Source organism: Microbacterium sp. CCNWLW41, from assembly GCF_037083505.1.
Genome location: NZ_JBAOJP010000007.1, coordinates 176629 through 197717, shown reverse-complemented (window position 1 = coordinate 197717; position 21089 = coordinate 176629). Strand labels below are relative to the sequence as shown.

General features: G+C 71.6%; 27 protein-coding genes. 23 read left to right on the top strand and 4 right to left on the bottom strand.

The annotated features are described in order from the left end of the window. Window positions 1-80 precede the first annotated feature (80 nt). Window positions 81-1061 carry a sugar-binding transcriptional regulator gene (locus V6R91_RS23595; RefSeq protein ID WP_067243205.1) on the top strand — a complete coding sequence of 327 codons (981 nt, stop codon included), beginning with the start codon at window positions 81-83 and terminating at the stop codon, window positions 1059-1061. 9 nt (window positions 1062-1070) lie between these two features. Here the strand turns inward: V6R91_RS23595 and V6R91_RS23590 are convergent, their stop codons facing one another. Continuing rightward, window positions 1071-2201, bottom strand: a complete 1131-nt coding sequence (locus V6R91_RS23590; RefSeq protein ID WP_271061666.1) for a glutamate--cysteine ligase — start codon at window positions 2199-2201, stop codon at window positions 1071-1073. A gap of 240 nt (window positions 2202-2441) precedes the next feature. On the opposite strand from V6R91_RS23590, the gene rpsP reads away from it, so the two are divergent. From rpsP to trmD, 4 genes are read left to right on the top strand one after another with little or no spacing between them, the layout of a single operon-like run. After that, on the top strand, window positions 2442-2873 hold the full coding sequence (rpsP, locus tag V6R91_RS23585) for a 30S ribosomal protein S16 (RefSeq protein WP_336397315.1): 432 nt from the start codon (window positions 2442-2444) through the stop codon (window positions 2871-2873). Between the two features lie 6 nt (window positions 2874-2879). Further along, entirely contained in the window at window positions 2880-3110 is a 231-nt protein-coding gene (locus V6R91_RS23580) for an RNA-binding protein (RefSeq protein WP_067243208.1), read from the top strand. Between the two features lies 1 nt (window position 3111). Continuing rightward, window positions 3112-3723 (top strand): ribosome maturation factor RimM, encoded by a 612-nt coding sequence (gene rimM / locus V6R91_RS23575; RefSeq protein WP_336397314.1) that lies wholly within the window; start codon window positions 3112-3114, stop codon window positions 3721-3723. Next, window positions 3713-4408: a tRNA (guanosine(37)-N1)-methyltransferase TrmD gene (gene trmD, locus V6R91_RS23570; RefSeq protein ID WP_336397313.1), complete on the top strand. Its 696-nt coding sequence runs from the start codon at window positions 3713-3715 to the stop codon at window positions 4406-4408. The genes rimM and trmD overlap by 11 nt, the downstream gene beginning before the upstream one ends. 7 nt (window positions 4409-4415) lie before the next feature. On the opposite strand, the gene V6R91_RS23565 is transcribed toward trmD, so the two are convergent. Together V6R91_RS23565 and map are read right to left on the bottom strand one after the other, a co-directional pair. Beyond that, a complete protein-coding gene (locus V6R91_RS23565; RefSeq protein WP_336397312.1) occupies window positions 4416-5009 on the bottom strand; it encodes a histidine phosphatase family protein in 594 nt (197 codons plus the stop codon). A 59-nt stretch (window positions 5010-5068) separates the two neighbouring features. Next, entirely contained in the window at window positions 5069-5851 is a 783-nt protein-coding gene (gene map / locus V6R91_RS23560; RefSeq protein ID WP_271061670.1) for a type I methionyl aminopeptidase, read from the bottom strand. 110 nt (window positions 5852-5961) lie between these two features. Between map and V6R91_RS23555 the strand changes: the two genes are divergently transcribed. The 9 genes from V6R91_RS23555 to V6R91_RS23515 all read left to right on the top strand — a co-directional run bounded on the left by V6R91_RS23555 (window position 5962) and on the right by V6R91_RS23515 (window position 13558). Beyond that, window positions 5962-6480, top strand: coding sequence for a hypothetical protein (locus V6R91_RS23555; protein WP_271061671.1), 519 nt, complete (start codon window positions 5962-5964; stop codon window positions 6478-6480). Window positions 6481-6667: 187 nt separating this feature from the next. After that, window positions 6668-7015, top strand: a complete 348-nt coding sequence (gene rplS, locus V6R91_RS23550; RefSeq protein WP_336397311.1) for a 50S ribosomal protein L19 — start codon at window positions 6668-6670, stop codon at window positions 7013-7015. A gap of 120 nt (window positions 7016-7135) precedes the next feature. Further along, entirely contained in the window at window positions 7136-7906 is a 771-nt protein-coding gene (gene lepB, locus V6R91_RS23545) for a signal peptidase I (protein ID WP_271061672.1), read from the top strand. Next, window positions 7903-8562, top strand: coding sequence for a ribonuclease HII (locus tag V6R91_RS23540; RefSeq protein WP_336397310.1), 660 nt, complete (start codon window positions 7903-7905; stop codon window positions 8560-8562). Before lepB ends, V6R91_RS23540 begins: the two co-directional genes overlap by 4 nt. Before the next feature lie 53 nt (window positions 8563-8615). Beyond that, window positions 8616-8942 (top strand): DUF2469 family protein, encoded by a 327-nt coding sequence (locus V6R91_RS23535; protein ID WP_067243216.1) that lies wholly within the window; start codon window positions 8616-8618, stop codon window positions 8940-8942. Window positions 8943-9470: 528 nt separating this feature from the next. Beyond that, window positions 9471-9833 carry a YraN family protein gene (locus tag V6R91_RS23530; protein WP_231821010.1) on the top strand — a complete coding sequence of 121 codons (363 nt, stop codon included), beginning with the start codon at window positions 9471-9473 and terminating at the stop codon, window positions 9831-9833. Continuing rightward, window positions 9830-11398, top strand: coding sequence for a YifB family Mg chelatase-like AAA ATPase (locus tag V6R91_RS23525; RefSeq protein ID WP_336397309.1), 1569 nt, complete (start codon window positions 9830-9832; stop codon window positions 11396-11398). The genes V6R91_RS23530 and V6R91_RS23525 overlap by 4 nt, the downstream gene beginning before the upstream one ends. Next, window positions 11395-12609 (top strand): DNA-processing protein DprA, encoded by a 1215-nt coding sequence (gene dprA, locus V6R91_RS23520; protein WP_336397308.1) that lies wholly within the window; start codon window positions 11395-11397, stop codon window positions 12607-12609. The genes V6R91_RS23525 and dprA overlap by 4 nt, the downstream gene beginning before the upstream one ends. 46 nt (window positions 12610-12655) lie before the next feature. Continuing rightward, complete coding sequence (locus V6R91_RS23515; RefSeq protein WP_336397307.1) at window positions 12656-13558, top strand: tyrosine recombinase XerC; 903 nt, start codon at window positions 12656-12658, stop codon at window positions 13556-13558. A 12-nt stretch (window positions 13559-13570) separates the two neighbouring features. Here V6R91_RS23515 and V6R91_RS23510 read toward each other — a convergent pair whose 3' ends face one another. Beyond that, entirely contained in the window at window positions 13571-14143 is a 573-nt protein-coding gene (locus tag V6R91_RS23510; RefSeq protein WP_336397306.1) for a murein hydrolase activator EnvC family protein, read from the bottom strand. Between the two features lie 299 nt (window positions 14144-14442). Here V6R91_RS23510 and rpsB point away from each other — a divergent pair, with 299 nt between their 5' ends. The 9 genes from rpsB (at window position 14443) to V6R91_RS23465 (ending at window position 21080) form a co-directional block, all read left to right on the top strand. Continuing rightward, window positions 14443-15354 carry a 30S ribosomal protein S2 gene (gene rpsB / locus V6R91_RS23505; RefSeq protein ID WP_067243221.1) on the top strand — a complete coding sequence of 304 codons (912 nt, stop codon included), beginning with the start codon at window positions 14443-14445 and terminating at the stop codon, window positions 15352-15354. A 41-nt stretch (window positions 15355-15395) separates the two neighbouring features. Beyond that, window positions 15396-16223: a translation elongation factor Ts gene (tsf, locus tag V6R91_RS23500; RefSeq protein ID WP_067243222.1), complete on the top strand. Its 828-nt coding sequence runs from the start codon at window positions 15396-15398 to the stop codon at window positions 16221-16223. A 100-nt stretch (window positions 16224-16323) separates the two neighbouring features. Further along, entirely contained in the window at window positions 16324-17040 is a 717-nt protein-coding gene (gene pyrH / locus V6R91_RS23495) for a UMP kinase (RefSeq protein WP_219084769.1), read from the top strand. 86 nt (window positions 17041-17126) lie between these two features. Further along, window positions 17127-17681 carry a ribosome recycling factor gene (frr, locus tag V6R91_RS23490; RefSeq protein ID WP_336397305.1) on the top strand — a complete coding sequence of 185 codons (555 nt, stop codon included), beginning with the start codon at window positions 17127-17129 and terminating at the stop codon, window positions 17679-17681. 7 nt (window positions 17682-17688) lie between these two features. Beyond that, on the top strand, window positions 17689-18708 hold the full coding sequence (locus V6R91_RS23485; protein ID WP_084344328.1) for a phosphatidate cytidylyltransferase: 1020 nt from the start codon (window positions 17689-17691) through the stop codon (window positions 18706-18708). Further along, window positions 18705-19277: a DivIVA domain-containing protein gene (locus V6R91_RS23480; RefSeq protein ID WP_231821004.1), complete on the top strand. Its 573-nt coding sequence runs from the start codon at window positions 18705-18707 to the stop codon at window positions 19275-19277. Before V6R91_RS23485 ends, V6R91_RS23480 begins: the two co-directional genes overlap by 4 nt. A 76-nt stretch (window positions 19278-19353) precedes the next feature. Next, the gene (locus V6R91_RS23475; protein WP_336397304.1) at window positions 19354-20064 is read left to right on the top strand and encodes a transglycosylase SLT domain-containing protein; all 711 of its coding nucleotides are present in this window, start codon (window positions 19354-19356) and stop codon (window positions 20062-20064) included. Between the two features lie 15 nt (window positions 20065-20079). Next, window positions 20080-20364 carry a hypothetical protein gene (locus V6R91_RS23470; protein WP_067243225.1) on the top strand — a complete coding sequence of 95 codons (285 nt, stop codon included), beginning with the start codon at window positions 20080-20082 and terminating at the stop codon, window positions 20362-20364. Then, entirely contained in the window at window positions 20364-21080 is a 717-nt protein-coding gene (locus V6R91_RS23465; RefSeq protein WP_271061470.1) for an alpha/beta hydrolase, read from the top strand. The genes V6R91_RS23470 and V6R91_RS23465 overlap by 1 nt, the downstream gene beginning before the upstream one ends. The last annotated feature ends 9 nt before the right edge of the window (window positions 21081-21089 follow it).

The following is a 21089-nucleotide window of genomic DNA, read 5'->3' as shown; positions in this document are numbered from 1 at the left end:
CTCACAGCATCGACTCCTTCGGCACTTTGCGCAACCTCCGTGCACGAATGTGCAAGGATCGGGGGGAAAGGGGGTCGGACATGGGCTCTCAGGATGCACGGACGCGCGATGCGAAGCTCGAAGCCGCGCTCACCGCCGCGCAGCTCTACTACATGCAGGACAAGACCATGGAGGTCATCGCCGAGGAGCTGGGCACCTCGCGCTCGTCGGTCTCGCGCCTGCTGAGCTTCGCCCGTCAGGTCGGGCTGGTGGACATCCGGATCAACTCGCCGTTCGAGCGCGCCGGCATGCTCGAGGAGAGCATCCATCAGCGTCTGCGCGTCTCCGCCCATGTCGTGCCGATGTCGGAGAGCGTGACCGAGGTGGAGCGTCTCGAGCGCGTGGCGCTCACCGCGGGCCGGCTGCTGACGTCCTTCGTGGACTCGAACATGGTCGTCGGGGTCGCGTGGGGGTCGACGATCAGCGCGGTCAGCCGCGAGCTCGGCCAGCAGGAGACCCATGGAACCACCGTCGTCCAGCTCAACGGTGCGGGCAACACGCAGACGAGCGGTCTGGAGTATTCGAGCGACATCCTGCAGCGGTTCGGTCGGGCCTTCGGCGCACAGGTGCAGCTGTTCCCCGTGCCGGCCTTCTTCGACGACCCCCTCACGCGGGAGGCGATGTGGCGCGAGCGCAGCACGCGGCGCGTGCTGGACCTTCAGGCGAAGATGGACATCGCGGTGTTCAGCCTGGGCTCGCCGACGGCCGAGGTGCCCAGCCGCGTGTACGTCGGCGGCTACCTCAGCCGTGACGACTACCGGAGCCTGCGCGAGGATCGTGCCATCGGAGACGTCGCGACGGTCTTCTTCCGTGCGGACGGCACCTGGCAGGACATCCGTCTCAACGCGAGGGCCACCGGGCCGACGCTCGACCGGTTGCGTCGTGTGCCGCGGCGTCTCTGCGTCGTCGCCGGACTCCAGAAGCTCCCGAGCCTCCAGGCGGCGATCTCCGCCGGGCTCGTCACCGACGTGGTGCTCGACGAGGGGCTGGCGCGCCGGCTGGCGGAGTCGGGCGAGCGCTGAGCGGCGGGCTCAGTCGAGCCCTGCCCGGAACTCCTCCATGAGATGCGCGACGACGGCCCGCAGGTCGCCCTGCGCGTCCGCGACCGCGAGCTGGCGGGCGTAGCTCGCCCCGGTGTCGAGGATCCCCGCCACCCGGGTGAGCTCGGCGGGGCACTGCAGGTCCAGCGCGACCGGGGCGAGGAGCTCGAGCGTCTCGGCGAGGTGCTCGCGGACCGGCCGCTGCGAACCCGAGGAGTCCACGATGACCTCGGCGTCGAGTCCGTAGCGCGCCGCACGCCACTTGTTCTCGCGGTGGAACCACGGCGGCAGGGTCGGCAGGACCCGGCCCTCGTCGAGCTCGCGGGAGAACTTCTCGACGAGAGTCTGGACCAGCGCCGCGACGGCGGCGAGCTCGGGCAGCGTCGACAGGCCGTCGCAGGCGCGCACCTCGATCGTGCCCCAGCGGGGTGCGGGCCGGATGTCCCAGCGCACCTCGGTGGCATCGGCCATCACCCCCGTCCTGCGCATGTCCTCCAGGTAGGCCTCGAACTCGGCCCAGGTGGTCAGCGGCCACGGCAATCCCGCGGTCGGCAGCTGCTGGAACACGAGCGCGCGGTTGGACGCGTATCCCGTGCGCTCGCCCGCCCAGAACGGGCTCGAGGCGGCGAGGGCCTGCAGATGCGGGAGATAGGCGGTCAGCGCGCCGATGATCGGGAGCACCTTGTCTCGGTCCTCGATCCCGACATGGACGTGGATCCCCCAGATCATCATGTTCCGCCCCCACCACTGGGTGCGATCGATGAGGGTGTGGTAGCGGGTCTTGTCGCTGACCCGCTGGTCGTACCACTGCGCGAAGGGATGGCTGCCCGCCGACAGCAGCGCGATGCCGGCGGGATCCGTCGCCGCGCGGACGGCCTGGATCGCCCGGCGGACGTCGTCGATCGCGTGCGCGACGGTGGCGCCCACGCCGCTGGTGACCTCGATCGTGTTGGTGAGCAGCTCGCCGGTGACGGTGTGGCGCTCCGCCGCGCTGTCGTCCTCCAGCGCGGCCAGCAGTTCGGGGGCGCGCCCGACGAGATCCCCGGAGAGAGGATCGGCGAGCATCAGCTCCCACTCGACGCCGACCGTCGAGCGCGCGGATTCGGCGAAGCGGATCGTCACCCGCACAGTCTGGCACGCGGCGCCGCCCGTTCCCTGTGTCCCTGACGCGCGGCGTCACGAACGCGGCCGTGGCGCGCCGTGACGCGGTTCGCGGCGGGGCGGGCGATCTGGCAGAATAGAGGGTCGGACGGCCCGCTCGACCCTCTATCCAGCGCGCCATCCACCCGAAGAGCTTCCACCGGGTGTGCACCCCACGCTCCAGGTGACCAGTTCGTTCCTTCCACACCATTCAGGAGAATCGTGGCTGTCAAGATTCGTCTCAAGCGCCTCGGCAAGGTCCGTGCGCCCTACTACCGCATCGTCGTCGCCGACTCGCGCACCAAGCGCGACGGTCGTGTGATCGAGGAGATCGGCAAGTACCACCCGACCGAGGAGCCCTCGTTCATCGAGGTCGACTCGGAGCGCGCACAGTACTGGCTGTCCGTGGGCGCCCAGCCCACCGAGCAGGTCACCGCCATCCTCAAGATCACGGGCGACTGGGGCACCTTCAAGGGCGAGAAGGACGCGAAGTCCACGCTTAAGGTCGCCGAGGCGAAGCCGGCCTTCGAGGCCGACGCCGCCAAGAAGTCGGTCATCAAGCCCAAGGCGGAGAAGAAGGAGGCTCCCGCTGAGGAGGCTCCCGCCGAGGCACCGGTCGAGGACGCGGCCGAGGCCGCGACCGACGCCGAGTAATCCGCCGTGCTCGCCGCCGCGCTCGAACACATCGTCACGGGGATCGTCGATCACCCGGAGGATGTGCGCATCACCGCATCCACGTCGCCGCGAGGCGAACTGCTCGAGGTGCGTGTGCACCCGGACGACCGTGGGCGCGTGATCGGGCGCGGCGGCCGCACCGCCAAGGCTCTGCGCACGCTCGTCTCCGCGCTCGCGGACGGGCGGCGCGTCCGTGTCGACGTCGCGGACGACTGACGTGCCCGCGAACGGGCGCGCAGGAGGGCGGAACCAGCTGCGCGTGGGCCGGCTCGTCAAGGCGCACGGGCTGAAGGGCGCGCTCAAGCTGGAGCTCTACACCGACGATCCGGCGGGGCGGTTCGTCCCCGGGGCGTCGTTCACGCTGCAGGTCCCCGAGGCGTCTCCCTGGCACGGGAAGTCGCTCACGGTGCGCGATTATCGCGTGATGAACGGCAGCTCCGTCGTCTTCTTCGAGGACGTCGAGGACCGGACCGCGGCGGAGAGCCTGGTCCGGGCGATCCTCTGGATGGACCAGGACGAGACCGAGGCGCCCGAGGAGGACGCCTGGTACGACCATCAGCTCGTCGGGCTGGAGGTCGTGCGCGACGATGTCGTCGTCGGGCGCGTGACCCGCGTCGATCATCTTCCGGCACAGGATCTGCTCATCGTCCGCCGGGCCGGCGTCTCCGGAGATGCGGCCGAGGTCATGGTGCCGTTCGTCTCCGCGATCGTCCCGACGGTCGACATCGCCGCCGGACGCCTGGTGGTGACGCCTCCGCCGGGACTGTTCGAGGAGCTGGCCGACGAGGCGGCGGCCGCGGACGAGCAGGACGCGCCCGGTGCGGATTGACGTCGTCTCGATCTTCCCGTCGTACTTCGACGGGCTGACCCTGTCACTGCTCGGCAGGGCGCAGGAGAGCGGCCTCATCGATCTTCGCGTGCACGACCTGCGCGAGTGGACGCACGATCGCCACCGGACCGTGGACGACACCCCCTACGGCGGCGGCGCGGGCATGGTCATGAAGCCCGAGCCCTGGGGCGAGGCGCTGGACGCACTGGTCGCGGCCGACGGCGCCGCCGCGCGTCCCACCATCGTGTTCCCCTCGCCGGCGGGGGAGGTCTTCACCCAGGCGACCGCCCGCACGCTCGCGGAGCACGAACATCTCGTCTTCGGATGCGGCCGGTACGAGGGCATCGACGAGCGCGTGTTCGACTATGCGGCCGAGCTCGGCGACGTGCGGCTGCTGAGCCTCGGCGACTACGTCCTCAACGGCGGGGAAGTGGCCACCATGGCGATGGTCGAGGCCATCGGCCGGCTCATTCCCGGCGTGGTCGGCAATCCGGACAGCCTCATCGAGGAGTCGCACGAGGACGGCCTTCTCGAGTACCCGTCCTACACGAAGCCGTCCGTCTGGCGCGACCGTGCGGTGCCGGAGATCCTGCTCAGCGGCGATCACGGCCGGATCGCGCGCTGGCGCCGCGAGCAGCAGGTGGAACGGACCGCCGCCCGCAGGCCCGACCTGCTCGACGGCTGAGCGCGCGTCAGAGCACCCGCTCCGCCTCGTGCGTGAGCTCGAAGACCACCCCGTGGGGGTGCCGGAGGTCCAACGAGGCCTGCGGGCTCAGCCCCCGCATCTCGCCGCGGAGCATCCGTCCGATCATCTCGTGGGAGATGAGCAGCGGAACGCCGTCGGCGAGCTCCGTGCACTGCTCGAGCGCCTGCCGGACCCGGCCGCGGGCCTGGGCGTAGCTCTCGCCCCCGGGGAAGGCCCATCCGTAGCGGTTGTCCGCGCGCTCCGCGCGAGTGCCCGGGAGCTCGGCCTCGATCTCGGCCCAGGTCCGTCCCGCCAGGGTTCCATGATGGATCTCCGCGAGACCGGGGACGAGGACGACCTCGGCCTCCAGGATCTCGGCAATGATCTCGGCGGTGCGCACCGCCCGGCCGAGCGGACTCGAACAGATGGTCCGGATGCCGCGACCGCGCACTCGGCGTGCGATCTCCCGGGCATGGGCGACGCCGTCCGAGGTCAACGGCGAGTCGAGCTGTCCCTGCAGACGTCCCTCCCGGTTCCAGGTCGTCTGGCCGTGGCGCGCGAGGAAGAGCCGATGCGGCACGGGGCGGTCCTGCGGGATCATGGACCCAGGATGACAGCCGAGGCCGCGGCGGGGAAGCGTCGCCGCCCGCCTGAGTGCGGTCAGTCGACGCCGAGGAAGGAACGGTCGGTGAGGATGATCGGGCCGTCCTCCGTGACCGCGATGGTGTGCTCGGAGTGCGCGCCCCGCGAGCCGTCGCCGCTGCGCAGCGTCCAGCCGTCCGGGTCGGTGATCAGCTCGTCCGTCGTGGCGAGGAACCAGGGCTCGAGCGCCATGACGAGGCCTGCGCGCAGCGGGAAGCCCCGTCCGGCGCGGCCGTCGTTGGGCACGTGCGGGTCGCCGTGCATGATCCGGCCGACGCCGTGGCCGCCGAAGTCCGTGTTGATCGAGTAGCCCTCGCCGCGCGCGACGGCGGCGATCGCGGCGGAGATGTCGCCGATGCGATTGCCGACGGTCGCCGCAGCGATGGCCGCGTCCAGCGCGCGCTCGGTCGTGTCGATCAGGCGGAGATCCTCGTCGCGGGGCGTGCCGACGACGAACGAGACGGCGGAGTCCGCCACCCACCCGTCCACCGACACGGCGAAGTCGAGCGAGACGAGGTCGCCGTCGCGCAACGCGTAGTCGTGGGGGAGGCCGTGCAGGACGGCATCGTTCACGGACGTGCAGATCACCTTGCCGAACGGGCTCGCGCCGAACGAGGGGTGGTAGTCGATGTAGCACGACTCCGCGCCGGCCTTGCGGATGAGGTCGTGCGCGCGGCGGTCGATCGCGAGCAGGTTGGTCCCGACCTTCGTCTCGTCGCGCAGGGTCGCCAGCGTCTCGGCCACGAAGCGCCCGGCGGCGCGCATCTCGTCGATCTCGGTGGGCGTGCGCAGTTCGATCATCGGGGGTATTCCTCTCGTCGCCCTCCATTCTCCCGCATCCGTGCCTGCGACTTCGCTCACGATCGCGGAAGATCGGCGCCCGCCGGACGGGAGCGACGTACGATCTCGGTATGTGGTTGCGGCGCGTGTTCTTCCGATGGCTCCCGCTGGCGGCGGCCGTGCTGCCGGTATGGCTCCTCGTCGGCTGGGGTGTGTTCCAGGCGGGCGGATGGGCTTTCCTGTGGGTCCTCTTCATCGCCGTGCCGTCGGTACTGGTGGGGCAGCTCGTGCTCCTGCTGCTCGTGCGCGCGCGTCCCTCGGTCCGGGCCGAGCGAGCGGTGTCGTGGTGGGACGTGCTGGGTTTCACGGTGTGGCACGGCCTCACGGTCGCGGTGGGCTGCTTCCCGGAGGGGGCCTTCGCCTGGCTCCTCACCGGCGCGATCGCGGCGTTCCTCGCGCTGTTCTGGTCGTCGCTCTGGCAGCTGTGGAGCGAGGCGCGGGGCGGGCGCCGCGTCGACGCCCGGTCCGAGACGGTCTGGGCGACCACGATCGGCGGTGACGACCGCACCGGGTCGGTCCGAGGGACGCCTCGCGGCGAGGTCATCGTGATCGCCGAGGCAGGCCGCCCCGGCGACGCCGGCGGGCACTGACGCGCACCCTGCGCGGCGCCGTCCGCGTTTTGGAGCGACGCGAGATCCATGACAGAATGAATTCTTGTGCCGTGACCCGGCTCTGCCTCAGGGGAGCCTGCGGACGCCCTGCGCGCCGTTCGACACACACCATCCTTCCTTCCTTCCGAGTGCACGCGACCTGAGGCGAGTGCAGAGAGAGACGATCATGCAGATCCTCGACGCCGTCGACGCGGCTTCGCTCCGCTCCGACATCCCCTCCTTCGGCCCCGGCGACACCGTGAAGGTGCACGTGAACATCACCGAGGGCAACCGCTCCCGCATCCAGGTCTTCCAGGGCGTCGTCATCGGCCGCCAGGGCGACGGCGTGCGCGAGACCTTCACGGTCCGCAAGATCAGCTTCCAGGTCGGCGTCGAGCGCGTCTTCCCGGTGCACTCCCCGGTGATCGACCACATCGAGGTCGTCACCCGCGGTGACGTGCGTCGCGCGAAGCTCTACTACCTGCGCAACCTCCGCGGCAAGAAGGCGAAGATCAAGGAGAAGCGCGAGAACTGACGCGCCGATCCATCGCAGAGCACCCCGGGACACGGTGTCCCGGGGTGCTCTGTTCTCCCCGACGTGTGCGACGCTAGAGAGGCCGTCACGAGGCGGCCGTCCCCCTCGTGAAGGAAGCCGATGACAGACGAGACCGCCTCCGCTCCGGCTGCGCTGCGCCGCGACCGCCGTGCCCCGTCGCGCCGTCGCGGCTGGCTCGTGTTCCTGAGGGACGTGCTCGTCATCGTGCTCGTCGCCGTGCTCGTCTCCTTCCTGGTGAAGAGCTTCATCGTGCGCAGCTTCTTCATCCCCTCCAGTTCCATGGAGGACACGCTCCTGGTCAAGGACCGGATCCTCGTCGACGAGATCACGCCCCGCTGGAACCCGTATCACCGCGGAGACGTCGTCGTCTTCAAGGACCCCGGCGGGTGGCTGCCGCCGAGCGAGCCGCAGCCTCCGCGATCGCCGCTGCTGGAGGCGGGGGAGTGGCTCCTGACGATCGTCGGCATCGCGGCGCCGGACTCGGACGACCACCTCGTGAAGCGGGTGATCGGACTCCCGGGCGACCGGGTGCAGTGCTGCAACTCGCTCGGCCAGATCATGGTCAACGGCTCTCCGATCGACGAGTCGTCGTACCTCAAGCTCCCCCCGGGCGACACGCTCGCGTCGGAGATCCCGTTCGACGTCACCGTCCCCGCCGGATCGGTGTGGGTGCTCGGCGACAACCGCGACCGATCCCAGGACTCCCGGTACAACCAGGACCAGCCCGGGAACGGCTTCGTCCCGCTCGACAACGTCGTCGGACGCGCGTTCCTCATCAGCTGGCCCTTCAATCGGTTCGGGCTCATCGACGGCCACTACGCCGTGTTCAACGGCGTCGAGGAGCGGGAGCGCGAGGAGGACGCGCGGTGACCGTCGTCGCGCCTCGGCTGACGCTGGAGCGCCGCCTGCTGCGCGAGCACCAGCACATCATCGCCCTCGACGAGGTCGGCCGAGGCGCCCTGGCCGGCCCGGTCGCGGTCGGCGCCGCGATCATCGACGCCTCGGGTGCCCGGCGACGCGTGCCCGAGGGGCTGCGCGACTCCAAGCTCGTGCCGTCCGCCCGTCGTGCCGACGTCGCCGCCCGTGCCCAGGGGTGGGTGCTGTCGAGCGCCGTCGGGTGGGCGGACAACGCGGAGATCGACGAGGTCGGGATCATGCGCGCGCTCGGGCTCGCCGCCTCGCGTGCGCTGATCGCCGCGTGCGCCGACGCCGTGGATCCGGCCACGGCGCTCGTCATCCTCGACGGGAACCACGACTACCTGTCCGCGGTCCACCCGTCCTCCGTCACCGTGCGCACGGTCGTGAAGGGCGACCGCGACTGCGCCTCCGTGTCCGCTGCGTCGGTCATCGCGAAGGTCGCGCGCGACGCCCTCATGGTCGAGCTCCACGAGACCCACCCCGACTACCAGTGGGAGCGGAACAAGGGCTATGCGAGCCCGGAGCACCGTGACGCGATCCGCCGGCTCGGGCTGAGCCCGCTGCACCGGTCGTCGTGGGCGATCGCGGCGGCCCCCACGCTCTTCTGACCCGTCGGCGACGGCGCGTCGACGGCGGCCCGCACGGCCTAGGATGGACGGATATGGATGAGGACGCCTTCGACGACTACGACCGCGAGCTCGAGCTCGCCCTGTATCGCGAGTACCGCGACGTGGTCTCGCAGTTCGCCTACGTGATCGAGACCGAGCGCCGCTTCTATCTCGCGAACGACGTCAACGTCGTCCGCCGGGACACCGAGCACGACTTCTACTTCGAGGTGTCCATGACCGACGTCTGGGTCTGGGACATCTACCGGGCGGACCGCTTCGTGAAGGCCGTGCGTGTGCTCACGTTCAAGGACGTCAACATCGAGGAGCTGTCCCGGCGGGAGTTCGAGCTTCCGCAGGAGCTCTCGCTCGACGGCGAGTGACACAGCTCTGACCGACGGCCGGCCCGCCGTCGCTCGTCGCAATCTCGTGCGGAGATCGCGCGCCCATACGGAGGAGCACGCGTTCCTACGGAGATCGCACGCGTCGGCGGAGATCGCGCGCGTCGGCGGAGGGGTGACTTGCATTCGTCCGCGCGAACGGGTGTTGTCCTTCGGGAAGGCTTCCGTTCCGCGGAGATCACGCGCTCATACGGATGCCACGCGTTCCTACGGAGATCGCACGCGTCGGCGGAGATTCCGCGCGTCGGCAGAGGGTGGATCGGCATTCGTCCGCGCGAAGGAGTGTGTCCTCCGGAACGGCTTCCGTTCCGCGGAGGTCACGCGCTCATACGGAGGATCACGCTCGGGCGGAGGACCCGTGTTTCCGCGGAGGACCCGTGTTTCCGCGGGGGTCACATGCTCCGGCGGGGGCGGCGAGCCTCGTCCTGCACACCCGACGACGACGCGCTGTTCTCCGCTGATCCCGCGGCCCGCGCCGGGCGCGGCGGTTGAGCGCACGAGGCTGTCGGCATGGCAGCGAAAGACGACCTCGGGCGAGCCGGCGAAGACCGGGCGGCCCTCTATCTGACGGATCTCGGATACCGCATCCTCGCGCGCAACTGGCGGTGCGAGCTCGGCGAGCTGGACATCGTCGCCGAGTGGCGCGACGTCCTCGTGTTCGTCGAGGTGAAGACGCGGCGCAGTCTCCTGTTCGGGCACCCGTTCGAAGCGATCGACGAGCGCAAGAGGCGACGGATGTGGCGCCTGGCGCATGCGTGGGTGCGGGAGCACCCGCTGTCGGCGCGCGGCCGACCGCTGCGCCTGGAGGCCATCGGGATCGTCGGATCGGAGCCCTCCTGCGGCGTCCTCGAGCACCTGACGGACCTGCGATGACGGCGGAGCTCCTGGAGGAGGGGGCCTCGGGGTCGCGGACCTCCCGCACCTGGGCGGTCGCGCTGACCGGCATCACCGGCCATCTCGTCGAGGTCGAGGCCGACCTCTCGCAGCAGACGCCGGAGTTCCACCTGATCGGCCTCGGCGACCGGGCGCTGAGCGAGGCCGTGCGTCGCGTTCACAACGCCTGCAAGAACAGCGGCGTGGAGCTTCCGCGGCGCAAGCTCACGGTGAACCTGTCGCCGGCGAGCCTGCCGAAGCACGGGTCGGGGTTCGACCTGGCGATCGCTCTCGCCGCCCTCGGCACCGAGGGCAGACTGGACGTCGCGTCGCTGGCCCGCACCGTGCACATCGGGGAGCTCGGGCTGGACGGCCGGCTTCGGCCCGTGGCAGGCGTGCTCCCTGCGCTTCACGCCGCCGTCCGGGCGGGGATCGCCCGCGCGATCGTTCCACGGGCGAACGAGGCGGAGGCGCGGCTCGTCCCCGGGCTGGACGTGCATGCCGTCGCGACGCTCGCCCATGCCGCGGTGCTCCACGGCGCCGAGCTGGATCCTCCCGCAGCGCCGGAGCGACTCCCCCGTGCGGAGCGCCCGAAGACGACGGAGCGGGAGCCGGACCTCGACGAGGTCATCGGCCAGGACGAGGCCGTGGCCGCGCTGACCGTGGCCGCGGCCGGCGGGCACCACGTGCTCCTGAGCGGCCCACCGGGCGCGGGGAAGACGATGCTCGCGCGACGGCTTCCCGGCATCCTGCCGGACCTCGACGACGACCTGGCTCTGGACGTCGCGTGCGTCCGTTCCCTGGCGGGTGAGGCGGTCGTGGATCTCGATCGTCGGCCACCGTTCGTCGCGCCTCATCACAGCGCCTCCCTCGCCGCGCTGGTGGGAGGCGGGTCCCGCCAGGTCCGGCCGGGCGCCATCGTCCGCGCGCACGGCGGACTGCTGTTCGTCGACGAGGCGTCGGAGGCGCCGCGCGCCGTCCTCGACGCGCTGCGGCAGCCGCTGGAATCGGGGCGGATCGAGATCCACCGGTCCGAGTTCACGGCCTCGTTCCCGGCCCGCTTCCAGCTCGTCCTGGCGACCAATCCGTGCCCGTGCGGGGTCTACGGTGTGCCCGGGGAAGAGTGCGTCTGCCCGCCCGCGGCCGTCCGGCGCTACGCGTCGCGACTGTCGGGTCCGCTGCGCGACCGCCTCGACATCGAGATCCAGGTGGCCCGGGTCTCCGCGGACCTCGCCACGGCTGCGACGCGCGGCACGGTCTCCACGGCGCAGGCGCGCGATCGGGTCCGGGAGGCGCGCGAGCGGGCGTCGCGACGCTGGCGGGGCACGCCCTGGCGGGTGAACGCACATGTTCCCGGGGCGTGGCTCCGACGTGGCGCCCACCGGCTTCCGACACCGGTGCGCGAGCCCCTCGACCGGGCGCTGCGGCGGGGCGCGATCACCCTGCGCGGCTACGACCGCGTCCTGCGACTGGCCTGGTCCGTCGCGGACCTCGACGGCGCGGCCGCACCGCGGCTGGAGCACGTCGGCCGGGCGCTGTTCCTGAAGAAGGGGCTGGCGGCGTGACCGAGCACGACCGCGGCGTGGATCCGGCAGCGGAGCTCATGGCGATCATGGACGACCCCGAGATCGGCCGGAGGCTCGACGAGGTCCACGCGGCGGGCTCGACCGACGAGGCCCGCGCCGGCGTCGTGTGGAGCGTCATCGCCGAGCCGGGCGACGGGGTCTCCGGTGCCCTCGTCGCGGCGCTCGGCGCGCGGGGCGCGGTGGAGGAGGTCTTCGGCGCAGCCGCATCGTCCGCGGGGGAGGAGGACTCCGGATGCCCGGCCCGCCGCGCCCTTCAGGAGGCGCGCCGCCGGTGGGCACCGCGCCTCCGGCGAGAGGCGGTCGTCGCGGCGCTCGCCGGTGCGTCCCGGGTGCGGGCGTCGCTGCTGATCCCGGACGATCCGGACTGGCCCGGGCGGATCGCCGATCTCGGACCGCACGCGCCGCATGCCCTCTGGGTCCGCGGCGACCCGTCGGCGCTCGGTGAGCTCGGCGTCGCCGTGGTGGGGGCGCGGGCATCGACGGCGTATGGCGAGCACGCGGCCGCGGAGATCGTCGGCCCGCTCGCCGCCGACGGGACCTCCATCGTCTCCGGCGGCGCCTACGGGATCGACGGGGTGGCGCACCGGGTCGCTCTGGGAACGGACGGCCGGACGCTCGCGATCCTCGCGGGCGGAGTGGACCGGGCCTACCCGAGCGGACACGCGGGGCTCCTCACCCGCATCGCCGGCTCGGGAGCCGTCGTGAGCGAGGTCCCGTGCGGGACGGCGCCCACGCGATGGCGCTTCCTCGCCCGCAATCGCCTGATCGCGGCCGTCGCCGCGGCCACCGTGGTCGTGGAGGCGGGGCGGCGCAGCGGCTCCCTGAACACCGCGGGTCACGCCGCGTCGCTCGGACGACCGCTCGGCGCGGTTCCCGGACCGATCACGTCGGCGACATCGGCCGGGTGCCACCGCCTGCTCCGCGAATACGCGGCGCAGTGCGTCACGACCGCCGATGAGGTCAGGGAGCTGCTCGGGGTTGCTCCGTCTGCGCCCCCGAGCATCCCCGCGGAGGACCCGGACATGATCCGGATCTCCGATGCGCTGAGCACCCGGCACGGACGCGCGGTCGAGGAGCTGGCCCGGGCGGCCGGACTCTCACTGGAGCGGGTCACGGCCCTGCTCGGCATCCTGGAACTGGACGGGGCGGTCGTGCGTACGCCCGGCGGCTGGCGTCGGCTGGCGGTCTGACGGCGAGGCTCCTCGTTCCGAACGGCCGGGGCCGCACACTGGGAGGGTGCGACTCTCCCACGCGGTGGACGACTTCACGACGCACCTGGCGTCGGTGCGGCGGCTGTCCGCGGCGACGATCCGCGCGTATCGCAACGATCTGACCGATCTGGTCCGGGCTGCCGGCGACCCGGATCTGGAGGACGTGGACCTCGAGACCCTGAGGGAGTGGCTCTGGCGCGCCACGCAGCGCGGCGACGCCCGAGCGACCCTGGCGCGCCGGACGGCCGCCGCCCGTTCCTTCTTCGCCTGGGCCAGGGAGGAGGAACGGATCCCGGTCGACCCCAGTCTCCGACTCGTCGCGCCGAAGCGCGGCAGATCGCTTCCCGCGGTCGCTTCGGCGGACTCGCTCCGGCACCTGCTCGACGAACTTCGCCACGACGCGGCGGGCGGCGATCCGGTCCGCCTGCGCGACAGCGCCGTCCTGGAACTCCTCTACGGCTCGGGGATGCGCGTCTCGGAGCTCTGCGGCCTCGCGGTCGACGATGTGGACCTGGACCGCGCCACGGCCCGGGTGCGGGGCAAGGGGGACAGAGAGCGGGTGGTGCCGTTCGGCGTCCCCGCGAAGGACGCCGTGGCGGCCTATCTGCGGCGCGGCCGGCCGGCCCTGGCGGCGCGCACGGACCGCTCCTCACCCGCCCTCTTCCGGGGCGCGCGCGGCGGCGCGCTCGGACCGAGGACCGTCTACGCGCTCGTCGCGCGCACGCTCGGCCCGGTGCTCGGTGAGGAGACGGTCGGCCCGCACGCGCTCCGGCACTCCGCGGCGACGCATCTGCTCGACGGCGGCGCGGACCTGCGGGCGGTGCAGGAGATCCTGGGGCACGCCAGCCTCGGTACCACGCAGATCTACACGCACGTGTCTGCCGAGCGGCTGACCGCGACGTACCGCCTCGCGCACCCCCGGGCGTGAGCGGAGAACCGCTCAGCAGACGACCCCGCCGCAGGGGAGCAGGACGGCGCGCGACACCTCGCCGAACAGCAGCAGGGGGTTGATGTACTCGCCGTGCCACCGGACGCCGACGTGGAGCGTCCCGGGCGGTGCGTGTCCTCCCTGAGCGAGCTCGCCCACGGCGTCTCCGACGGCGACCGCCGCGCCCGGGTCGAGGTCGCTCTGCAGGGGCTCGTAGGTCGTGACGAGCCCGTCGCCGTGGTCGATCGTGAGGAGCGGGCGATCCACCACGGTGCCGCGGAACGCGATCGTGCCGTCGGCCGGTGCCCTCACGGGGCCGGTGGCGGCGACGTCGATCCCGCGATGGCCGGGGCCGTAGGCGTGGGCCGGGGCGCGGAACGGGGCGACGACGGTTCGGGGTCCGGACACCGGCCATCGCCAGTCGGCTCCCGCAGGAGCCGTCGCCGCGTGAGCCGATGGGGCGGAGGTGGTCGCCGCGGCGGTGACGGCTCCCGCGGCCGACACGGGGGAGCCGAGGAGGACGAGGGGGAGCATGAGAGCGAGCGGCGGAGCGACGCGACCGGCATGGAGACGACGTGGCGACATGACCCGATGATGCCGGGGCGCCGCCGTCGGCGCGGACCCCGCGCCGGAACGGTGGACGACGGGCGGGGGACCGGTGTTCGTGCAGGACGAGGGCGGTGCTCGCGAGGCGTCGAGGCTGATACACTGACAAGGCATCTCGAGCGATCGAGGTGACTACGCGTGCCCACAGCGTCCATCGTGGTGCGACACCCCATCGGTCCCTTCCGAGGGCGGGGTGTGCGCCGGGCACCAGGACAGCCGACCGCCCGGTCGGCGATCAACCGCAACGGCGAGAACCGCCAGAACAGGGGAGTACGACCATGGCCGTCGTCACCATCCGCCAGCTGCTCGACAGCGGCGTGCACTTCGGACACCAGACCCGTCGGTGGAACCCGAAGGTGAAGCGCTTCATCCTCACGGAGCGCAGTGGCATCCACATCATCGACCTGCAGCAGTCGCTGGCCTACATCGACCGCGCCTACGACTTCGTCAAGGAGACCGTCGCGCACGGCGGGACGATCCTCTTCGTCGGCACCAAGAAGCAGGCGCAGGAGATCCTCGCCGAGCAGGCGACCCGCGTGGGCCAGCCCTACGTCAACCAGCGCTGGCTGGGCGGCCTCCTGACGAACTTCTCGACCATCGCGAAGCGTCTGGCCCGCATGAAGGAGCTCGAGGAGCTCGACTACGAGAACCCCGCCGCCTCGGGCTTCACCAAGAAGGAGCTGCTGCTCAAGAAGCGCGAGCTCGACAAGCTGCACAAGTCGCTCGGCGGCATCCGCAACCTCACCAAGACCCCGTCGGCCCTGTGGGTCGTCGACGCCAAGCGTGAGCACCTCGCCATCGACGAGGCGAAGAAGCTGGGCATCCCGGTCATCGGCATCCTCGACACGAACGCGGACCCGGACGACTTCCAGTACCCGATCCCCGGTAACGACGACGCGATCCGCTCCGTCTCGCTGCTGACGCGCATCATCGCCGACGCCGCGGCCGAGGGCCTGCAGCAGAAGCACAACCCGGAGCAGGGCGACGCCGAGCCGCTCGCCGAGTGGGAGCGCGAGCTGCTCGAGGGCGGCGACGCCGAGGCGGCCGCCACCGAGGCCGCTGCGACCGAGACCGCGGCGACCGAGACGGCCGCGGACGAGGCCGGTGCCGCCGCGCACGACGAGGCGATCGCCGCTGCCGCCGAGGAGGCGCCCGCCGAGGTCGCCGCCGCTGAGGCCGCCGACAAGTAATCCCTCGTACACACACGACACGTAGCAAGGAGCCACCACACATGGCCAACTTCACCATCGCCGACATCAAGGCGCTGCGTGAGCAGCTCGGCACGGGAATGGTCGACACCAAGAAGGCGCTCGAGGAGGCCGGCGGCGACGTCGAGAAGGCCACCGAGATCCTGCGTCTCAAGGGTGCCAAGGGCAACGCCAAGCGCGCCGACCGCTCCACCAGCGAGGGCCTGGTCGTCGCCCGCGAGAACGGCAACAGCGTCACCCTGATCGAGCTCGCCTGCGAGACGGACTTCGTCGCGAAGAACGAGCGCTTCATCGCGCTGGCCGAGAAGGTCGCGGACGCGGCTGCCGCGGCGTCGGCGAACACCGTCGAGGAGGTCCTCGCGGCCTCCGCCGGCGGCCAGACCGTCGAGCAGCTGATATCCGACGAGGCCGCCATCATCGGCGAGAAGGTCGAGCTGCGGCGCGTCCGCACCGTGACCGGCGACGCCGTCTCGGTGTACCTGCACCGCACGAGCAAGGACCTGCCGCCGCAGATCGGCGTCGTCGTCGCCTACACGGGTGACGACGCGGAGACCGCGCGCAGCATCGCCCAGCACATCTCCTTCGCCAACCCGTCGTACCTCACCCGTGAGGACGTCCCGGCGGCGGACGTGGAGAAGGAGCGCGAGATCGTCACCGAGATCTCCCGCAACGAGGGCAAGCCGGAGGCGGCCCTGCCGAAGATCGTCGAGGGCCGTGTGTCCGCGTTCTTCAAGCAGGTCGCGCTCCTCGAGCAGGACTACGCCAAGGACAACAAGCTGTCCGTCGGCCAGGTCGCGAAGGACGCCGGCATCACGGTGACGGACTTCGCGCGCTTCAAGGTCGGCGCGTAAGACCGCGGAAGGGGTTCGGATCATCGCGATCCGAACCCCTTCTTCATGCCCGCCGCGAGGCGCGCACGCTATTTTGATCAGGGACGAGAGGAACAACCCCATGATGCAAGGACCCGGACGCCGTCGCGTCGTTCTGAAGCTGTCGGGCGAGGCGTTCGGCGGCGGCCAGCTCGGGGTCAACCCCGACATCGTCGGCCAGATCGCCCGCGAGATCGCCGCGGCGACCGACGAGGTCGAGATCGCGGTCGTGGTCGGCGGAGGCAACTTCTTCCGCGGCGCGGAGCTGAGCCAGCGCGGGATGGATCGCGGACGCGCGGACTACATGGGCATGCTGGGCACCGTCATGAACGCCCTCGCCCTCCAGGACTTCCTCGAGCAGGCCGGCGCCGAGCCGCGCGTGCAGTCCGCGATCGCCATGACCCAGGTCGCCGAGCCCTACATCCCGCTGCGCGCCGAGCGGCACATGGAGAAGGGGCGCGTCGTCATCTTCGGTGCCGGCGCCGGCCTTCCGTACTTCTCCACCGACACCGTCGCCGCCCAGCGGGCGCTCGAGATCCGCGCGACCGAGGTGCTCGTCGCCAAGAACGGCGTGGACGCGATCTACACGGCGGACCCGAACAAGGACTCGTCCGCGGAGCGCATCGACCACGTCACCTACCGCGAAGCCCTGCAGAAGGGGCTCAAGGTCGTGGACTCGACGGCGTTCAGCCTCTGCATGGACAACGGCATGGACATGCGCGTGTTCGGCATGGAGCCGGCCGGCAACATCACCCGTGCGCTGCGCGGCGAGGCCATCGGCACCCGCGTCACGGCCTGAGCGCCGCGCCCGGCCCGGCGCCCCGCACGGGGGCGGCGGGCCGCCCCGAGTAGACTGAGACGAACCCTCTGACGATTGGAGCCCCCGTGATCGCGGACGTCCTCGCCGACACCACTTCCCGCATGCAGCGCGCCGTCGAGGCTGCGAAGGAGGACTTCGCCACGGTGCGCACCGGCCGCGCGAACCCGCAGCTCTTCCAGAAGCTGATGGTCGACTACTACGGCTCGCCCACTCCGCTCGCCCAGCTCGCGTCCCTGGCCAACCCCGAGGCGCGCACGCTCCTGATCACGCCCTACGACAAGTCGGCGCTGAAGGCCATCGAACAGGCCATCCGCGACATGCCGAACCTCGGCGCGAACCCCTCGAACGACGGCAACATCATCCGGGTGACGATGCCGGAACTCACGGCGGACCGCCGCAAGGAGTACGTCAAGCTCGTGAAGTCCAAGGGCGAGGACGCGAAGGTCCACGTCCGCGGCATCCGCCGCAAGGCCAAGGACGAGCTCGACGGGCTCAAGAGCGAGCTCGGTGAAGACGAGATCGCCCGCGGCGAGAAGGAGCTGGACGCCCTCACGCGCCAGCACGTCGACCTCATCGACGAGGCTGTGAAGCGCAAAGAGGCCGAACTGCTCGAGGTGTGAGGTCGGGATGACAGGTCCTTCGGCGGACGAACCGCAGGACATCCCGCCGCGCCCTCCGCTTCCCGCTCCTCGCCACGGTGATCAGCTCCATGCGCAGTGGCAGGCGAAGAAGGCGGAGATCGGCACCCAGGTCTCGCATGCCCGGGATCAGCTCGACCAGGCGAACGAGCGCATCAAGGAGCGGACGGGCCGCGATCTCGTCGTGGCGATCCTGATCGGGCTGCTGATCGGCGGGGCCCTGCTGGCGTCCCTCGTGTTCGTCAAGTGGGCGTTCGTGATCTTCGCGGTCGCGGCGGCGCTGCTGGCGATCGGAGAGCTCGTCCTCGCCCTGCGCACGGGCGGGCGGCGGGTGGATCTGTGGCCGCAGCTCGTCGTCGGCGCGGCGCTCGTCACGGCGGGCTATTTCGCCGACCCGTGGCTGTGCTGGGTGATGCTCTTCGTCGCGGTGTTCGTCGTCGTGGTGTGGCGCCTGGTCGGGCAGATGGCCGCCAGGGACGGGCGCACGTACGGCGACGTCCTCACCGACGCCGTCTCCGCGGGGTTCATCCAGATCTACATCCCCTTCCTCGCTGCGACCGCGCTCATGCTGCTGCGCGAGGAGCGGGGGGAGTGGTGGGTGCTCTCGTTCATCATCGTGGTGGTCGTGGCCGACACCGCCGCCTACGCCTCCGGCCTGCTGTTCGGGCGGGGCGGGCGGCATCCGATGGCTCCGCGGGTGAGTCCGAAGAAGACCTGGGAGGGCTTCGCGGGCGCCGTCGCGGGCTCCCTCCTCGCCGGTGCGCTGCTCGGCGTCTTCCTGCTCGGGCTGCCGTGGTGGGCGGGACTGATCATCGGCGCCGCCCTGGTCGCATCCGCGACCCTCGGCGACCTCGCCGAGTCGATGCTCAAGCGCGACCTCGGCATCAAGGACATGAGCTCGTGGCTCCCCGGCCACGGAGGCCTCCTCGATCGTCTCGACAGCATCCTCCCCTCTGCGGTGGTCGCCCTGGCCCTGTTCCATCTCCTCAGCCCCCTGGCGGTATCGTGACCCTCTCCTCCTCTCCGGCCGACGGCGCCTCGGCGCCCTTCCCCCTCGCTCAGGGACGCGAGAAGGGCTATCAGCGTTCCGCGGTGGACGCCTTCCTCGCGCGGGCCAAGACCGCGTTCGAGGCGAACCCGCCCGAGCTCGACGCGGCCAGTGTGCGGGCCGTCTCGTTCCCGCTCGTGCGCGGCGGCTACCGCATCGCCGAGGTCGACGCCGCGTTGGCGCGGGTCGAGGACGCGTTCGCGGGACGCGAGCGCAGCACGGCGCTCTCGCAGAAGGGCGCGCGCGCCTGGGTGAGCCGCGCGCGTTCCGAGGCCCAGGTCATCCTGGACCACCTGAACCGCCCGAAGGGGCATCGCTTCGGGCGGACGGGACTGCTCACCTTCGGCTACCGGGTGGACGAGGTGGACCACGTGGCCGAGCGGATCGTCCGCTACCTCCGCGACGGTGACGCGCTGTCGGCGGAGCAGGTCCGTCACACGGCCTTCCGGATGCAGCGGCGCGGATACCGCGAGGAGCAGGTGGATGCGCTGCTGGACGCCACGATCGAGGTGCTCCTCGCGGTCCGCTGACCGCGAGCGCGCGTGCTCATGGTGGATTCAGCATCGGGTCGCTAGACTGGGGCGCATTGTGACTCCCGATAACGATTTGGTTTCGACGGACGCTGCCCGAGCCGACGTCTCCGTCCGTGCGAAGGCGCCGCGCCGCGGTGCCGCGACGCCCCGGCGCCGCACGACCGCGACGATCCTCGCCGGTCTGGCCGTCGTCGGTTTCTCCGCTGCGATCGTCGCGCCGGCAGGCATCGCCATGGCGACCCCGTCCGCCGATGAACCGGCGGCCGCGCAGAGCGTGTACTCGCTGGCCGCCAGGGACGCCCAGACCTTCGACATCACGGTGCAGGGCGCCCAGGGCGCTCAGGCGACCCCGATCGCGCGCGAGGGCTTCGAGGTGTACGTGACGCCCACGCCGACTCCGACGCCGACCCCGGAGCCCGCCTCGGATCCGGGCTCCGGCTCGTCCGAGGAGTCGGGCGAGTCGTCCGGTGGCGGGGGCGGTGGCGGCCCCATGTACTACACCGGAGGGGGCGACCCGGCCGCGTGGATGGCGGCGGCGGGCATCGCGCCGGAGGACTGGGGCTACGTCGACTACATCGTGAGCCGGGAGAGCGGCTGGAACCCGAATGCGGTGAACTCGTCGTCCGGCGCGAGCGGACTCGTCCAGGCGCTTCCGTGCGACAAGGTGCCGGGCAGCTGCTTCGATCCGGTGGACAACCTCCGCTGGGCGGACGGCTATGCGAAGGGCCGGTACGGGAGCTGGGCGGAGGCCGTCGGCTTCTGGTCCGCCAACCACTGGTGGTGAGCGTCCGCGCCCGCCATGCCCCGATCGCACCGTCGTCGTCCTGAACGTCCGCGCGACGACGCCCTCGACCGCCTCATCGCGGGGTGGAAGCGCACCGAGATCCGCGGCGGCGTGGAGTGGTACGTGCAGCCGATCTCGGCCGCGCAGGCGCAGAAGGAATACGTCTGCCCCGGATGCCGGAGCCTCGTGCTGCCCGGCGTCGCCCACGTCGTGACGTGGCGTGCGGACGGCGTGCTCGGCGACGCCGCCGACCTCGCGGCACGGCGGCACTGGCACAACGGGTGCTGGCGGAGGCGCTGATGGAGATCCGCGGGCCTCTGGACCTTCCTGCGCGGCGAGAGGACCTGACCCTGCGCACGGCCGACGGGCTCACCCTCGTCGGTGAGCTGGCCCTTCCGCTCGACCGGGATCCGGTGGCCACGCTGGTGACCCTCCACCCCCTGCCCACGGCGGGCGGGTTCATGGACTCCCACATCATCCGGAAGGCCGCCGCCCGTCTTCCGGCGCTCGCCGACCTGGCGGTGCTGCGGTTCAACACGCGGGGCACGAGGTCGCCGCGCGGCACGAGCGAGGGATCCTTCGGCGGCGGTGTCGACGAGGAGCACGACGTCGCGGCCGCGATGGCCCTCGTCCGCGAGCGGGGCCTGCCGGCTCCGTGGCTCCTCGGCTGGTCGTTCGGCACCGAGCTGGCGCTGAAGTACGGCCGCGATCACGCGGTGGACGGGGTCATCCTCCTCTCGCCTCCGCTGCATCGGACCACCGACGCCGAGCTCGCCGGATGGGCCGACGACCCGCGGCGCGTGATCGCCCTCATCCCGGAGCTCGACGACTACCTGCGTCCGGACGAGGCCGCGCGGCGATTCGCAGCGATCCCGCACGCGACGCTGATCGCGGTCGAGGGCGGGCGGCACCTCTGGGTGGGCGAGTCCCAGACCCGGCGGGTGCTCACGGAGATCGTCGCCGCCGTTCACCCGGCGGCCCTGCCGCTGCCGCTGCACTGGCCGGCTGCCCGCTGACCGCCCGGA